The organism is Mycobacterium sp. E796 (genome assembly GCF_001672815.1).
Classification (GTDB): domain Bacteria; phylum Actinomycetota; class Actinomycetes; order Mycobacteriales; family Mycobacteriaceae; genus Mycobacterium.
In genome coordinates this window covers 1-14,216 of the sequence record NZ_LZKK01000340.1, presented here as the reverse complement: position 1 = coordinate 14,216, position 14,216 = coordinate 1, and the positions used below count along the sequence as shown (strand labels likewise).

Annotated in this window: 17 protein-coding genes, 1 pseudogene and 1 riboswitch; of the genes and pseudogenes, 11 read left to right on the top strand and 7 right to left on the bottom strand. The window is 68.9% G+C overall.

All coding sequences use genetic code 11. The features are described 5' to 3' along the window. The first annotated feature begins 53 nt into the window (after positions 1 to 53). Both serC and sepH read left to right on the top strand, forming a co-directional pair. The gene (serC, locus tag A5706_RS27965; RefSeq protein WP_068138521.1) at positions 54 to 1,172 is read left to right on the top strand and encodes a phosphoserine transaminase; all 1,119 of its coding nucleotides are present in this window, start codon (positions 54 to 56) and stop codon (positions 1,170 to 1,172) included. 121 nt (positions 1,173 to 1,293) lie between these two features. Then, entirely contained in the window at positions 1,294 to 2,049 is a 756-nt protein-coding gene (gene sepH / locus A5706_RS27960) for a septation protein SepH (RefSeq protein ID WP_068138518.1), read from the top strand. A 147-nt stretch (positions 2,050 to 2,196) separates the two neighbouring features. On the opposite strand, the gene A5706_RS27955 is transcribed toward sepH, so the two are convergent. From A5706_RS27955 to A5706_RS27945, 3 genes are read right to left on the bottom strand one after another with little or no spacing between them, the layout of a single operon-like run. Next, positions 2,197 to 2,469: a DUF2537 domain-containing protein gene (locus A5706_RS27955; RefSeq protein WP_068138595.1), complete on the bottom strand. Its 273-nt coding sequence runs from the start codon at positions 2,467 to 2,469 to the stop codon at positions 2,197 to 2,199. Next, positions 2,466 to 3,290 (bottom strand): RNA methyltransferase, encoded by an 825-nt coding sequence (locus A5706_RS27950; RefSeq protein ID WP_068138514.1) that lies wholly within the window; start codon positions 3,288 to 3,290, stop codon positions 2,466 to 2,468. The genes A5706_RS27955 and A5706_RS27950 overlap by 4 nt, the downstream gene beginning before the upstream one ends. Further along, positions 3,287 to 3,718: a MarR family transcriptional regulator gene (locus A5706_RS27945; protein ID WP_067154866.1), complete on the bottom strand. Its 432-nt coding sequence runs from the start codon at positions 3,716 to 3,718 to the stop codon at positions 3,287 to 3,289. Before A5706_RS27945 ends, A5706_RS27950 begins: the two co-directional genes overlap by 4 nt. A gap of 120 nt (positions 3,719 to 3,838) precedes the next feature. Between A5706_RS27945 and A5706_RS27940 the strand changes: the two genes are divergently transcribed. Continuing rightward, positions 3,839 to 4,114 (top strand): DUF2530 domain-containing protein, encoded by a 276-nt coding sequence (locus tag A5706_RS27940; protein ID WP_068138592.1) that lies wholly within the window; start codon positions 3,839 to 3,841, stop codon positions 4,112 to 4,114. 22 nt (positions 4,115 to 4,136) lie between these two features. Next, on the top strand, positions 4,137 to 4,592 hold the full coding sequence (locus A5706_RS27935) for an SRPBCC family protein (RefSeq protein WP_068138512.1): 456 nt from the start codon (positions 4,137 to 4,139) through the stop codon (positions 4,590 to 4,592). On the opposite strand, the gene A5706_RS27930 is transcribed toward A5706_RS27935, so the two are convergent. Then, entirely contained in the window at positions 4,589 to 5,518 is a 930-nt protein-coding gene (locus A5706_RS27930; RefSeq protein ID WP_197518009.1) for a DUF3027 domain-containing protein, read from the bottom strand. The two genes, A5706_RS27935 and A5706_RS27930, sit on opposite strands and share 4 nt — an antisense overlap. A 132-nt stretch (positions 5,519 to 5,650) precedes the next feature. Between A5706_RS27930 and A5706_RS27925 the strand changes: the two genes are divergently transcribed. The 3 genes from A5706_RS27925 (at position 5,651) to A5706_RS27915 (ending at position 8,137) form a co-directional block, all read left to right on the top strand. After that, complete coding sequence (locus A5706_RS27925) at positions 5,651 to 7,315, top strand: MFS transporter (protein ID WP_068138505.1); 1,665 nt, start codon at positions 5,651 to 5,653, stop codon at positions 7,313 to 7,315. Beyond that, the gene (locus tag A5706_RS27920; protein WP_068138501.1) at positions 7,312 to 7,815 is read left to right on the top strand and encodes a DUF2771 domain-containing protein; all 504 of its coding nucleotides are present in this window, start codon (positions 7,312 to 7,314) and stop codon (positions 7,813 to 7,815) included. Before A5706_RS27925 ends, A5706_RS27920 begins: the two co-directional genes overlap by 4 nt. Before the next feature lie 73 nt (positions 7,816 to 7,888). Beyond that, positions 7,889 to 8,137: a hypothetical protein gene (locus A5706_RS27915; protein WP_152531578.1), complete on the top strand. Its 249-nt coding sequence runs from the start codon at positions 7,889 to 7,891 to the stop codon at positions 8,135 to 8,137. A gap of 4 nt (positions 8,138 to 8,141) precedes the next feature. Here A5706_RS27915 and A5706_RS27910 read toward each other — a convergent pair whose 3' ends face one another. From A5706_RS27910 to A5706_RS27900, 3 genes are all read right to left on the bottom strand, one after another. Continuing rightward, complete coding sequence (locus A5706_RS27910; protein WP_068138495.1) at positions 8,142 to 9,146, bottom strand: glutathione S-transferase family protein; 1,005 nt, start codon at positions 9,144 to 9,146, stop codon at positions 8,142 to 8,144. A gap of 32 nt (positions 9,147 to 9,178) precedes the next feature. Then, on the bottom strand, positions 9,179 to 11,140 hold the full coding sequence (locus tag A5706_RS27905; RefSeq protein WP_068138490.1) for an acyl-CoA dehydrogenase family protein: 1,962 nt from the start codon (positions 11,138 to 11,140) through the stop codon (positions 9,179 to 9,181). A 135-nt stretch (positions 11,141 to 11,275) separates the two neighbouring features. After that, on the bottom strand, positions 11,276 to 11,686 hold the full coding sequence (locus tag A5706_RS27900; protein WP_068107525.1) for a cold-shock protein: 411 nt from the start codon (positions 11,684 to 11,686) through the stop codon (positions 11,276 to 11,278). A gap of 162 nt (positions 11,687 to 11,848) precedes the next feature. Here A5706_RS27900 and A5706_RS27895 point away from each other — a divergent pair, with 162 nt between their 5' ends. The 4 genes and pseudogenes from A5706_RS27895 to A5706_RS27880 all read left to right on the top strand — a co-directional run. Then, a complete protein-coding gene (locus A5706_RS27895; protein WP_068138488.1) occupies positions 11,849 to 12,262 on the top strand; it encodes a YccF domain-containing protein in 414 nt (137 codons plus the stop codon). Continuing rightward, entirely contained in the window at positions 12,259 to 13,338 is a 1,080-nt protein-coding gene (gene moaA / locus A5706_RS27890; RefSeq protein ID WP_068138485.1) for a GTP 3',8-cyclase MoaA, read from the top strand. The genes A5706_RS27895 and moaA overlap by 4 nt, the downstream gene beginning before the upstream one ends. Next, positions 13,331 to 13,618, top strand: coding sequence for a MoaD/ThiS family protein (locus A5706_RS27885; RefSeq protein ID WP_068138482.1), 288 nt, complete (start codon positions 13,331 to 13,333; stop codon positions 13,616 to 13,618). The genes moaA and A5706_RS27885 overlap by 8 nt, the downstream gene beginning before the upstream one ends. A gap of 205 nt (positions 13,619 to 13,823) precedes the next feature. Next, a riboswitch (cyclic di-AMP (ydaO/yuaA leader) is annotated at positions 13,824 to 14,043 on the top strand. A gap of 11 nt (positions 14,044 to 14,054) precedes the next feature. Beyond that, positions 14,055 to 14,216: pseudogene (locus A5706_RS27880) on the top strand (resuscitation-promoting factor RpfA); the annotation flags it as partial.

The following is a 14,216-nucleotide window of genomic DNA, read 5'->3' as shown; positions in this document are numbered from 1 at the left end:
CTAGCCCGGCCCACAGCGTCGCCACGCTCAGAGCGCTCACTAGGCTGACAGACATGGCTGACCAGCTCGAGATCCCCTCCGACATCAAACCCCGCGACGGCCGCTTCGGCTCCGGTCCTTCGAAGGTCCGGCCCGAACAACTCAAGGCGTTGACCACCACCGCGGCGCCGCTGTTCGGCACGTCGCACCGGCAGGCGCCCGTCAAGGATCTGGTGGGCCGGGTCCGGTCCGGCGTCAGGGAGCTGTTCTCGGTGCCGGACGGCTACGAGGTCATCCTGGGCAACGGCGGCGCGACGGCGTTCTGGGACGCCGCCGCGTTCGGGCTGATCGACAAGCGCTCGCTGCACCTGTCCTTCGGCGAGTTCAGCTCGAAGTTCGCCTCCTGCGTCGCCAAGAACCCGTTCGTCGGCGACCCCATCATCATCAAGTCGGACACCGGCAGCGCCCCCGAGCCGCAGAGCGACCCGTCGGTCGATGTGATCGGGTGGGCGCACAACGAGACGTCGACGGGGGTCGCGGTGCCGGTCCGCCGCCCCGCCGGTTCCGACGACGCGCTGGTCCTCATCGACGCGACCTCGGGCGCCGGCGGCTTGCCGGTCGACATTACCCAGGCGGACGTCTACTACTTCTCGCCGCAGAAGAACTTCGCCAGCGACGGCGGGCTGTGGCTGGCGGTCATGAGCCCGGCCGCGCTGGCGCGGGTCGAGTCGATCGCCGCGTCGGGCCGCTGGGTTCCCGATTTCTTGTCGCTGCCCATCGCGGTGGAGAACAGCCTGAAGAACCAGACGTACAACACCCCGGCGATCGGCACCCTGGCTCTGATGGCCGAACAGCTGGACTGGATCCTGGGCAACGGCGGGCTCGACTGGGCGGTCAAGCGGACGGCGGACTCGTCGCAGCGGCTGTACTCCTGGGCCGAGGAGCGGCCGTACACCACGCCGTTCGTCACCGATCCGGCGCTGCGTTCCCAGGTGGTGGGCACCATCGACTTCGCCGACGCCGTCGACGCCGCGGCCGTCGCCAAGACTTTGCGGGCCAACGGCATCGTCGACACCGAGCCCTACCGCAAGCTGGGCCGCAACCAGTTGCGGGTCGCGATGTTCCCCGCGGTCGACCCCGAGGACGTGAGCGCGCTGACCCAGTGCGTCGACTGGGTGGTCGAGCGCCTTTAACCTGTCGGTCATCGGCCTGCAACCCGCCCGCGTGTCAGAGCGGGTTACCGGCGTTAGCTGCACTAGAGTGCGGACCTGACGGGTCCGTCGCGCAGCGGGACGGAGCCTGCGAGGAGAAGCCATGCGGGTACTCAAAGTGGTTGGTCTCGACGACGACGGCAAATACATCATCTGCGAGGGTGATGGCCCCGCGGATCGGTTCAAGCTGGCGGCCGACGACAGACTCCGCGCCGCCCTGCGCGGCGAGTCGCCACCACCCGAGCAGCCGGTGCTCGACATTCAAGTCACAAACATGCTGAGCCCCAAGGAGATTCAGGCCCGGATCCGCGCCGGCGCGTCCGTCGAGCAGGTGGCCGCCGCGTCCGGCTCGGACATCGTGCGGGTACGCCGGTTCGCGCACCCGGTGTTGCTGGAACGCGCCCGCGCGACCGAGCTGGCAACGGCGGCGCACCCGATGCTCGCCGACGGGCCCGCGGTGCTGACCCTGCTGGAGACCATCAGCACCGCACTGGTCGCGCGGGGGCTGGAACCCGACCGGCTCAGCTGGGACGCCTGGCGCAACGAGGACAGCCGCTGGACCGTGCAGCTCGCCTGGAAGGCCGGCCGCACCGACAACATCGCGCACTTCTGCTTCACTCCCGGTGCGCACGGCGGCACCGTCACCGCGATCGACGACGCGGCCAGCGAGCTCATCGACCCGAACTTCGAGCGTCCCCTCCGGCCGCTCGCACGGGTCGCCCACCTCGAACGGGAAGAAGAGCCGAAGCCGGCGCCCCCCGCCCCGCCCGAACAGCCGGTGCACACCCGGCGCGGCAAGCCGGTCATCCCGGCCTGGGAGGACGTGCTGCTCGGTGTGCGCTCAGGCGGGCAACGCTAGCCACCCGCTAGGCGTTCGCAGTGCATTCAGCGCTTTGACTGTGCGCCCAGGGCTTTCGGTGTGACGTGACGGCGGGATCCGGCCGATTTTTGCGCCCTGAGCTCCCACACAAGGCCTACGATTCACACTCAACGCCCGAGCCGCGGCCTAGCCCGAAACGGTCAGCGCCAGCAGTGTCACCCAGGCGCCCGCCACACCCACGGCCGCGCCCAGCACAAACCAGCGCAGCACCAGGGTGCGCCGCCAACCCCACAGCGTCGGCGCCAACCCGCCCGCCGCCACGACGTTCAGGCCGACCGCCAGCAGCGGATGCACCCGGATCAACCCCAGGCTCAGCACGACGATGGCGATCCCGGTGACCGCGGCGACGAACGCGGACACCGTCAAACCCGTTGCCCAGGGGACAGACTCGTCGCTCACCACGTGAGCCTAGCCCGCTCGTAGAAGGCCAGGGCCGCCGCTGTCGCGACGTTGAGCGAGTCGGTACCCCGCGACATCGGGACGCGCACCCACACATCGCTGAGCCGCAGGGTGGCCCTCGTCAGCCCTGGGCCCTCGGCGCCCACCACCACCGCGACGCGTTCGTCGACCGCCGCGGCCATCGCCTCGGCCAGCGCGGACGCCTCGCGCTGCGGGGTCATCGCCAGCAGCCGAAATCCGTTCTCTTTCAACAACATAAGGTCGTTGGGCCACTCGGACGCTCGCGCGTACGGCACCAGCAGGGCGTGGCCCATCGACACCCGCACGGCGCGGCGGTACAGCGGGTCCGCGCACCCGGCGCCGAACACCACCGCGTCCACGCCCAACCCGGCCGCGTTGCGAAAGATCGAGCCCAGGTTCTCGTGGTCGTTGACGCCCTCGAGCACCGCGACAGTGCGGGCGTTTTCGACCACCTCGACGACGCTGGGCTCCCGCACCCTGCGGGCGGCCGCGAGCACACCGCGATTCAGGTGGAAGCCCACCACCTTCGCCATCACCTCGGCCGAGGCGCGGTAGTACGGCGCGGCGGTGCCGGCCAGGTCGTCCTCCAGTTCGGCCAACCGGCGTTCGGTGCCCAGCAGGGCGTGCGGGGTGAACCGGGACGCCAGCATGCGCTGCACCACGAGCACGCCCTCGGCGATCACCAGGCCCTTGCCGGTCGGCAGATCGGGACGCCGATCGACGCTGTTCAGGTCGCGGAAATCGTCGAGGCGGGGGTCGTCGGGATCGGTGACGTCCTGAACGTCCAAGCCGTCGGTCACGGGCCTTCGTCGACGAGGGCCAGCATCAAGTCGGCGGCCTCGCGCAGCGTGTCGCGTTGCTCGACGTCCAGGGTCGCCAGCCGCTTTGCCAGCCATTCCTGGCGGGCCCGACGGTTCGCCTTGACCAGCTCGGCGCCCGACTCGGACACCGAGACGAGGACCTGCCGGCCGTCGACCGGATGCGGGGTGCGGTCGACCAGACCCATCTCGGCCAGCGAAGCGATCACCCGGGTCATCGACGGGGGTCGGACGCGTTCGCGAATCGCCAACGCGCCGGGGGTCATCGCGCCCTCGTTGGCCAGCGTGGCCAGCGCCGACAGCTGAGACAGCGACACCGGCGATGACGGGTTGCGGAACCGCAGTTGGCGGGCCAGCCGCATGACCGCCAGCGACAAGTCGCTCGCCAGCCGCGCATCGCTGTCAGGCATGGCGCGAGGGTACACGCAACGTGAGAAAGACGGGATACGAAACGGCCAACGACGGACTTTGGTCCTTTGCTCGCGCTAGGGAGGTTTCGGTGCTCATGTCGCCGGGCTATGTTGATCGCGATGACTGTCGAACCCGGCCAAGGCCCCGAGGCGCCGCCGCTGCCGGCCTCGCTGCTCGAGGTGTGGCCCGTCGTCGTGGTCGGCTTCGTGGGTTGGCTGATCGGCGCGGTCCTGGCGTTCGTCGTGCCCGCCCTGCACAGTTGGCGCCCGGTGACGCTGGGCGGGCTGGGCGTCGGGGTGATAGGCACCAGCATCTTCGTGTTGCAACTTGCCGCCGCGCGCCGCGGCGCTCGCGGCGCGCAGACCGGCCTCGAAACCTACCTCGACCGCAAGTAGATTCCCCGACCCGGGAGGAGCGATGGTCGCCCCGCTACTGCAAGCCCAGATCGACATCGACGCGCCGGCCGCCAAGGTCTGGGCGCTGATATCCGACTTCCGTCGGATGCCGCAGTGGAGCCCGCAGTGTCGCCTGATGCGGCCCCTTGGCCCAGTGCGTCCGGGCACCCGCACCGTCAACCTCAACCGCCGCCACCGGATTTACTGGCCCACCACGAGCACGGTGCTCGAGGTCGTTCCCGAGAAACGGCTGGCGTTCCGGGTCAACACGAACCACACCGTGTGGACCTACGAGCTCGAGCCCAACGGTCAGGGCACGCGGGTGGTCGAGAGCCGCCACGCCGAGAACGGCGTCACCGCCGTTTCGAATCTGTCGGTCAACGCCTTCTTCGGCGGGAACGCGAACTTCGAGCGGGAATTGCTCGAGGGAATGAACCGCTCGCTGGCGAGGATCAAAGCCGCGGCCGAGAAGGGTTAGTCCCGCGGTTCGGTCGGCTCGATCGGGGGCTCCGGCGATTCGGGCGAAGGCTCCGGCGATTCCGGCGAAGGCTCCAGCGACTCCTGCGGAGGCTCCGGCACGTCCGGCGGCGACTCCTCCGCCTCGGCCTGCGCCGGCGGCGGGTTCTCCGCGACATCGAGCACGCCGTCGTCGTACGGGTCGTACATGGGCGAGCCGGTGCCGGCCGGGGCCGGGGTGTCCGAATGGGCGCCGCAGCCGTATTGCTTGTCGACGACGTGCCCGTCCGCGGACAGCTCGTTGCCGCACACCCCGAACATCGCGCCGAGCGCTCCGGCCAGTGGCAGGAAGAAACCGCAATCGCGGCACACCCGCTTGGTCGAACGCGCCATCGCCGAATCGGGACCGTAGTCGCCGGTGTGCCAGCGCTCGGCCGCCTCGGCGCGGCCCACCGGGCCCATCACCCAGCGGCGGCCCAGCCCGACCTCGGCGGCGGTCTCGTCGACCTGCGGGTCGCCGCTGGCGGCGTAGCCCGGGACCAGCCGAGGGTCGTCGACCGCGGGCGCCAGCAGGTCGCCGGGACCCAGATCGCCCGGTCGCACCCGCTCCTGCCAGGGCACCCACTCCGGGGCCAGCAACGCCGTCGGGCCGGGGATCAGCACGACTTCGCTGATCGTGGCGTGGTCCGCGCCGCGGTAGGCGGCAACGACGGCCGCCCACTGCCAGCCCTGGTAGCCGGGCAAATGCGCCAGGAACCGGTGGGTCGCGGCGTTCGGATCCTCGTAGCTGACGCCCAGGTAGTCCCCGACGGCCTCCGGGCCGGCGAACTCCTCGACGGCGGCCCTGGCCTGATCGGCCGCACCGGTGAGCAGCGCGGCCAACTCGTCGGGCCACTCGGCCACGGTCGTGGCGGCGGGTTCCACTGACTCTTCAGTGGGTCCGGTCACGCTGCCCCCTCCTCTCGCGGCGATCGGCCTACAGTGCGTCTCCATACTAGGTTGGCGAGCCACGCCCTGTTGCCTGCCGGTATAGGACAGAATTGAGTGGTGTCTGGACGCCGGCGTGATGATCGGGGCCGCGTGACCGCTAACCCGGGCCGCCGGCCCCGCCCGAACGGCAAGGGTTCGGCCAACCAGCATCCGGGAATGGCCAACTACCCGGCCGACGACTCCGACTATCGCCGGTCGCGCCGTCCGCCGCCGATGCCGAGCGCGAACCGGTACCTCCCGCCGCTGGGCGAGGAGTCCGAGCCGGACCGCAACAGCGGTCCGACCCCACGCGCGTCCGCCGCCAGCGAACGCATCACCGTCACCCGCGCCGCCGCCATGCGCAGCCGCGAAATGGGCTCCCGCATGTACTCGATGGTGCAGCGGGCCGCCACCGCCGACGGCGCCGACAAGTCGGGCCTGACGGCGCTGACGTGGCCGGTGGTCGCCAACTTCGCGGTCGACTCGGCGATGGCCGTCGCGCTGGCCAACACGCTGTTCTTCGCCGCGGCCAGCGGGGAGAGCAAGTCCAAAGTGGCTCTGTACCTGTTGATTACGATCGCGCCGTTCGCGGTGATCGCGCCACTGATCGGGCCGGCGCTCGACCGCCTGCAGCACGGCCGGCGCGTGGCGCTCGCGTTGTCGTTCGCGCTGCGCACCCTGCTGGCGGTGCTGCTGATCATGAACTACGACGGCGCGACCGGCAGCTTCCCATCGATGGTGCTCTATCCGTGCGCGCTGGCGATGATGGTGCTGTCCAAGTCGTTCAGCGTGCTGCGCAGCGCGGTGACACCGCGGGTGATGCCGCCGTCCATCGACCTGGTGCGCGTCAATTCCCGGCTGACCGTGTTCGGACTCCTCGGCGGCACCATCGCCGGCGGTGCCATCGCGGGCGGCGTCGAGTTCCTCTGCACCCACCTCTTCAAGCTCCCCGGCGCGTTGTTCGTCGTCGTCGCCGTCACGATCGCGGGCGCCTTCCTGTCAATGCGCATCCCGCGCTGGGTCGAGGTGACCGCCGGTGAAGTCCCGGCCACCCTGAGCTACCGACGCGACGGTGACCAACGGCGGCGATGGCCCGACGAGGTCAAACGGGTCGGCGGAACGCTTCGACAACCGTTGGGCCGCAACATCATCACCTCGCTATGGGGCAACTGCACCATCAAGGTGATGGTGGGCTTCCTGTTCCTGTACCCGGCGTTCGTCGCCAAGGCGCATCAAGCCAACGGATGGGCCCAACTGGCCATGCTGGGCATGATCGGGGCCGCCGCCGCGATCGGCAACTTCGCCGGCAACTTCACCAGCGCGCGCCTACAGCTGGGCAGGCCCGCCGTGCTGGTCGTGCGGTGCGCGGTGGCGGTGTGCGCCGTCGCCCTGGCGGCCGCCGTGGCGGGAACCCTGATGGTGACGGTGATCGCCACGTTGATCACCTCGGGCTCCAGCGCCATCGCGAAGGCCTCGCTCGACGCCTCGCTGCAACACGACCTGCCCGAGGAGTCGCGGGCGTCGGGATTCGGGCGATCGGAATCGACCCTGCAGCTCGCCTGGGTGCTGGGTGGGGCACTCGGCGTCCTGGTGTACACGGAGCTGTGGGTCGGCTTCACCGCCGTCAGCGCCCTGCTCATCCTCGGCCTGGCCCAGACCCTCGTCAGCTTCCGCGGCGACTCCTTGATCCCCGGACTCGGCGGCAATCGGCCCGTCATGGTCGAGCAGGAAGGCACGCGCCGGAGCGCCGGCAGGCCGGCGGCGGTGCCGGAGTGAAACGCGGCGTCGTCGCGCTCGTCGCGGCCGTGGTGGCGCTGGCATGCCTCGGGGTCGGGGTCGGAACGTGGATGCTGGTGCGCCGCACCGGCCCCCAACAGCCCGAGATCAGCGCCTACACGCATGGGCACCTGACCCGGGTGGGGCCGTACCTGTACTGCGATGTGCTCAACCTCAACAACTGCCAGACGCCGCAGACCCAGGGCGAGCTACCGCTCAACGAGCACTACCCAGTGCAACTCTCGGTTCCCGACGCCATCGCACGGGCACCCTGGCGGCTGCTGCAGGTCTACGAGGACCCCGCCAACACGACCGCAACCATGTTTCGACCGGGCTCGCGCCTCGCGGTCACCATTCCGGCGGTGGACCCGCAGCGCGGCAAGCTGACCGGGATCGTCGTGCAATTGCTGACGTTGGTGGTCGACGACGGCCAACAAAACGACATCACCGCCGTTCGCGCCGTCCCGCATGCGGAATGGTCGGTGCGGCTGACCTCCTGACACCCCGCCGAAGGCCAAAATGAAACCACCGCACAACGATTCGATCTGGCCCGACGACACTCGCCGCGCCGCCGTGACGCTCGCACTGGCCGCGGCGACGAACAGCGACATGCAGTTTCAGGACATGATCGACTCGATCACGGACGCGCTGAACAGCGGCCGGTCCCTCCAGTTCGTGGTCGAGTTGATCCGCCTGCTGCCCGCCGGGTTGAACGAAGAATTCAACAAACCCGAAACCGCCTCGGCCTTCCGGCAGATGGCGGCGGAAGCACAAGCGTACGAGGACGACATGCGAGCGCGCAGCGAATGGCGAGACGAGTAACCGGTTACGCGCTGTGATCGGGCGGCACCCGTTCCCCGTCGACCGGCGGCCCGGGAGGAGTTCCGTCCCCGAAAGGCCTGCCGCCCAAGGTTTCCCGGCTGTGTGGGGCAAGCCAGCCGGCCAGGTCCGGTCCCTTGGGCACGATGCGCGTCGGGTTGATGTCGGCGTGCACGATGTAGTAGTGCTGCTTGATCTGGACGAAGTCGACGGTGTCGCCGAAGCCGGGCGTCTGGAACAGGTCGCGCGCGTAGGCCCACAGGACCGGCATCTCGGACAGCTTCGAGCGATTGCACTTGAAGTGCCCGTGGTAAACGGGGTCGAAGCGGGCCAGGGTGGTGAACAGCCGGACGTCGGCCTCGGTGATGGTGTCGCCCACCAGGTATCGCTGGTTGGCCAGGCGGTCGCTGACCCAGTCCAACGCGGTGAACAGCCGGTCGTAGGCCGCTTCGTAGGCCTGCTGCGAGCCCGCGAAACCGCAACGATAGACACCGTTGTTGATCTCGGTGTAGATCCGCTTGCTCACCTCGTCGATCTCGGGGCGCAGCGGCTCCGGGTATAACTGCGGCGCGCCGTCGCGGTGGTAGGCCGTCCACTCGGTGGACAGATCCAGCGTCAGCTGCGCGAAGTCGTTGGTGACCACAGCGCCGGTCGGAATGTCGACGATCGCCGGGACCGTGATGCCCTTGGGGTAGTCGGGAAAGCGCTTGAAGTAGGCGTCCTGCAGCCGCGGGATCTTCAACACCGGGTCGACGCCACCCGGGTCCAGGTCGAAGGTCCAGCTGCGCTCGTCGTGGGTGGGGCCGCAAAACCCAATGGACAGAACACCTTCCAGGCCCAGCAGCCGCCGAACGATGATCGCGCGGTTGGCCCACGGGCACGCACGGGCGACGATGAGCCGATACCGGCCCGGCTCTACCGGATAGCCGTCGCGTCCGTCGGCGGTGATGCGGGTGTTGATGTAGTTGGTGTCGCGGGTGAATTCGCCCGCAGGGGCGACATAAGAGGCCATGACGACAATTCTGCCTCTTCGCCCGACGTCAACTACTCGGCGATTCCGCCCATCGCGTCGGCCTTCGCGCCCGTCTGGAACCGGCGGGCCAGGTTGGCCTCCGTCGATTCGTCGGGCTCCCAATGCGCGATCCAAGGTCCGGTGCCCTCGGACTGATCGACGATTCCGTCCTCGAGCCAGGTGTACCGGCCTTCCAGGACGTCGTGGGTCAGCCGCACGTCGCTGCTGTCGGTGTTGGCCCACAACGCCTGGAACAGGGCCTCGACCCGCAGGGTGGCTTGTTGGCAGAACGTGTCGGCCAGCTCGTAGGCCTGCCGGCCGACGGCGGCGTCGGCCGCCCGCTGCCCCTCGGCGCGCACGCACGCCGCCGACATCGCGAACAGCTCGGCGCCGATATCGACGACGCGCCCGAGGAATCCCTGCCGCTGCTCAAGCTTGGCCTGCCAGCGCGCCATCCCGTAGAAGGTGTTGCGGGCCAGCTTGCGGGTGGAGCGTTCGACGAACCGCAGGTGGGACGCCAGCGGGCCGAACTCGCTATAGGCCCTTGGCCGCTGTCCTTCGCCGAACACCAACTGCGGCAACCACTTTGCGTAGAACCCGCTCGCGCCGACGGCCGCCGCGGCCTTCTGCCGCAAACCGGTGTCGGCCTTGGCCAGGTCGCCGGCCGCGGTCAGGTGGGCGTCGACCGCCTCGCGCGCGATCAGCAGCCGCATGATCTCGCTGGATCCCTCGAAGATGCGGTTGATCCGCAGGTCGCGCACCACCTGCTCGGCCGGCACCGCGCGCTCACCGCGCGCAGCCAGCGACTCGGCGGTCTCGTAGCCGCGCCCGCCGCGGATCTGCAGGAGCTCGTCGGCGATCAGGCAGGCCATCTCGCTGGACCACAACTTGGCCAGCGCCGCCTCGATCCTGATGTCGTTGCGGCCTTCGTCTGCCATCTGGGCGGACAGCTCGAGCACCGCGTCGAGGGCGTACGTGGTGGCGGCGATGAACGAGATCTTGCTCGCGACCGCTTCGTGTTTGGCGAGCGGCTTGCCCCATTGCACGCGCTCCCCCGACCATTCGCGGGCTATCTTCAGCGCCCACTTCGACGATCCCGTCGCGCTCGCCGGAATCGACAGGCGCCCGGCGTTGAGCGTGGTCAGCGCGATCTTCAGGCCGTCGCCTTCCCGACCGATCAGGTTTTCGGCGGGCACCCGGACCCGATGCAGCCGGGTGACGCCGTTCTCGATGCCGCGCAGCCCCATGAACTTATTGCGCCGCTCCACGGTGATCCCGGGCGAATCGGCCTCGACGACGAAGGCGCTGATGCCGCCGCGGTGCCCCTCGCTCTTGGGCACCCGGGCCATGACCACCAGCAGTTCGGCAACCACGCCGTTGGTGGTCCACAACTTCACGCCCTCGAGTTCGTACGCCTTGCCGTCCTCGACCGGTGTCGCCGTCGACGCCAGGCGCGCCGGGTCCGAGCCCACGTCGGGCTCGGTGAGCAGGAATGCCGATATGGCGCCGGCGGCGCAGCGCGGCAAGAACTTTCGCTTTTGTTCCGGCGTGCCGGCAAGTTTGAGCGGCTCGGGCACGCCGATCGACTGGTGGGCCGATAGCAGTGCGCCGAGGCTGGGATGAACCGAAGAGATCATCACCAGCGCGCGGTTGTAGGCCACCTGCGACATGCCCAGGCCGCCGTATTCGGTGGGTATCTTCATGCCGAAGCAGCCCAGCGCGGCCAGGCCCTTGACGTATTCGTCGGGGATCTGCGAGTCGCGCTCGATGACGCTGCCGTCGACGGTGTCGAGGAACTCGCGCACCTTGCCCAGGAAGCCGCCGATGCGCGCCTCGGCGGCGTCGGACGGTTTGGGGAACGGGTGAATGAGTTCTAACGGAAAGTGCCCGAGAAAGAGTTCTTTGGCGAATGACGGTTTATCCCAACCACTTTCGCGGGATTCCTCGGCCAGGGCCCTCGCTTGTTCCTCGGTGACCTGAGCTTGCTGTGCCATCGCCGCCTCCTCGCTAACGACTCACATCGAGGTCATGGGTACCCGCCGGTGGGCGGCGTGTTAAGACCTGCGCATCTCGAAGTTACCACCGAGTAGCTTCTCGGCATACCGGTTCTTCGCGAGTGGCAAGAAGCTTTAGGAATCGAGCTCCCGGGCCACCGCCTTGACGACCTCGGAGACGCGATGCGCGGTCTTGCGGTCGGGGTATCGCCCCTTGCGCAACTCGGGCTGCACGGCGCTTTCCAGCAGCGTGATCATGTCCTCGACCATCCCGTGCAGCTCGTCGGGGCTGTGCTTGCGCTCAACCGGCGCCGCCTCGCGGCGCGTCTTGGCCAGGCTGGGCGGCGGATCGATCAGCTTGAGGCTCAAGGCCTGCGGGCCTCGGCGGCCCGAGGCGACGCCGAACTCCACCCGCTGCCCGGACTTGAGCCCCTCGACCCCCTCGGGCAACGCCGACGAACGAACGTAGACGTCCTCGCCGTCCTCCTGCGACAGGAAGCCAAACCCCTTTTCGGCGTCGTACCACTTAACCTTGCCGGTCGGCACTGGTCTCACCTGCTTGTCTGACGGAACACTAGGATGGGCAACGCAAGAAGCGTCCCGCCTGCGCAGGACGCATGTTGGATTCTGATCCTACTCGGATGCCCGCCTGACGAGCACCCCCGTTACCCGTCACTCGGTAGTCTGGGCATTACCGCAGGAGGAGAGATGCGCCTGATCCTGAACATCGTCTGGCTGGTATTCGGTGGCCTGTGGATGGCCGCCGGATATCTTCTGGCGGCGCTTGTCAGTTTCCTGCTCATCGTCACCATTCCCTTCGGCTTCGCATCGTTGCGCATCGCGTCCTACGCGTTGTGGCCGTTCGGCCGCACCATCGTCGACAAACCGACCGCCGGGACCGGCGCGCTGATCGGAAATGTCATCTGGGTGCTGCTTTTTGGGGTGTGGCTGGCGATTGGTCATCTGGTGAGCGCGGTGGCGATGGCGGTCACGATCGTCGGCATTCCGCTGGCGCTGGCCAACCTCAAGCTGATCCCGGTGTCGTTGATGCCGCTGGGCAAAGAAATCGTTCCCTCGAACTCGCCCACCCCGCCGACCCGATTCGCGCCGGTGGCCGCATGACGCTGACCGCTCTGGGTTTACCGACGGTGCGCGGCCGCGCGGACCAACCCGTCGCTCAAAACGTTCCGGGCAGCGGCCCGCTTCTGGACACCTACGGCCGCGCCGCCACCGATCTGCGGGTGTCGCTGACCGACCGTTGCAATCTGCGGTGCAGCTACTGCATGCCGGCCGAGGGCCTGGACTGGCTCCCCGGCGAGCAATTGCTGAGCCCCGACGAGCTGGCCAGGCTGATGCACATCGCCGTCACGCGGCTGGGCATCACCAGCGTGCGGTTCACCGGCGGGGAGCCCCTGTTGTCCCGCCACCTCGAAGAGGTGATCGCCGCGGCGGCGGCTCTGCGGCCCCGCCCCGAGATCTCGCTGACCACCAACGGCGTGGGGCTGGCGCGGCGCGCCGCCGCCCTCGCCGAGGCGGGCCTGGATCGGGTCAACGTGTCGATGGACAGCGTGGACCGAGGCCACTTCGCGGCCATCACCCGCCGGGATCGGCTCGCCGACGTGCTGGACGGCTTGGCGGCCGCCAAAGCGGCCGGCCTGACTCCCGTGAAGGTCAACGCCGTGCTCGACCCCGCGACGGGGCGTGAGGACGTCGTCGGCCTGTTGCGGTTCTGCCTCGAGCACGGCTATCAGTTGCGGGTCATCGAGCAGATGCCGCTGGATGCCGGGCATCAGTGGCGCCGTGGCGCCGCGCTGACGGCGGACGACGTGCTGGCGGTGCTGCGCCCGCACTTCCGGCTGCGCCCGGACCCGGCGCCGCGCGGCTCGGCGCCGGCCGAGCTCTGGCTGGTCGACACGGGCCCCGACACACCGAGCGCGAAGTTCGGTGTCATCGCGTCGGTGTCGCACGCCTTCTGTTCGACCTGCGACCGCACCCGGCTCACGGCCGACGGCCAGATCCGCAGCTGCCTCTTCTCGACCGACGAGACCGACCTTCGGCGACTATTGCGCGGCGGGTCGAGCGACGACGCGATCGAGGCCGCGTGGCGCGCCGCAATGTGGGCCAAGCCCGCCGGCCATGGCATCAACGATCCGGACTTCATCCAGCCCGCCCGCCCCATGAGCGCCATCGGTGGCTAGCCCGGGCCAGGCCGCGGCCGACGCGGAGGGGATCCAGGTGACGGTCCGCTACTTCGCCGCCGCGCGCGCCGCGGCAGGCGCGGAATCGGAGACCCTGGTGGTGCGCCAAGGCACCACGGTCGCCGAATTGACCGAGCGTCTCGCAGTCCGCGGATCGCGCCTCGCCACGGTGTTGAGCCGGTGCTCCTACCTGCGCGACGGCATCGCCGTTCGCGACGAAACCACACCGTTACAGACCGGTGACACGATCGACGTTCTGCCGCCCTTCGCCGGCGGATGAAACTGTGAGATACCTCACGTAACGGAACGATAACGGCAAAATCACGCTCCGATATCGGGCGTTATGACCAGCGGAAATCCCTAGCGTTCCTGGGCTTTTCGCGAATGGCCGAGAGGGAAACGCCGGGTTTCGCAAGACGTGACGAGACGAACAGAACGCGCTAGCGTCACCGACGGTTCGTCAATCTACCGAACGGCGTTCCTCCCCTCCTATCGCGCCGAGCTCCATCCACTAGGCGGGGATCACCGACCAAAAAGGGATGGAGGCGGGGGACCCACCGGTCCACCGTGATCGGACTGGAGTCGCTTGCGGCTCCTAGGGGTGAAGCCGACGCCGGCTCCCATGCGGAGTACGGCGACGGCCGGGTGGCCTCTCCAACCCGAACCCGACAGCTGACCTCGTAGGCGCGTCACACGAGAGGAATATTTCGGCGCGTATGAGTGGACGTCACCGCAAGCCCACAACATCCAGCATCAGCGTCGCCAAGATCGCCTTCACGGGGGCAGTTCTTGGTGGCGGCAGCATCGCCATGGCCGCCCAGGCCGCCGCGGCCACCGACGGCGAATGGGATCAGGTAGCCCGTTGCGAATCCGGCGGC

Excerpts from the sequence above, each read along its gene's own strand:
- A5706_RS27945 (WP_067154866.1), bottom strand. The coding sequence starts at position 3,718 with ATGCCTGACAGCGATGCGCGGCTGGCGAGCGACTTGTCGCTGGCGGTC.
- A5706_RS27910 (WP_068138495.1), bottom strand. The coding sequence starts at position 9,146 with ATGGCCTCTTATGTCGCCCCTGCGGGCGAATTCACCCGCGACACCAAC.
- A5706_RS27940 (WP_068138592.1), top strand. The coding sequence starts at position 3,839 with ATGACTGTCGAACCCGGCCAAGGCCCCGAGGCGCCGCCGCTGCCGGCC.
- serC (WP_068138521.1), top strand. The coding sequence starts at position 54 with ATGGCTGACCAGCTCGAGATCCCCTCCGACATCAAACCCCGCGACGGC.
- moaA (WP_068138485.1), top strand. The coding sequence starts at position 12,259 with ATGACGCTGACCGCTCTGGGTTTACCGACGGTGCGCGGCCGCGCGGAC.
- A5706_RS27895 (WP_068138488.1), top strand. The coding sequence starts at position 11,849 with ATGCGCCTGATCCTGAACATCGTCTGGCTGGTATTCGGTGGCCTGTGG.
- A5706_RS27935 (WP_068138512.1), top strand. The coding sequence starts at position 4,137 with ATGGTCGCCCCGCTACTGCAAGCCCAGATCGACATCGACGCGCCGGCC.
- A5706_RS27905 (WP_068138490.1), bottom strand. The coding sequence starts at position 11,140 with ATGGCACAGCAAGCTCAGGTCACCGAGGAACAAGCGAGGGCCCTGGCC.
- sepH (WP_068138518.1), top strand. The coding sequence starts at position 1,294 with ATGCGGGTACTCAAAGTGGTTGGTCTCGACGACGACGGCAAATACATC.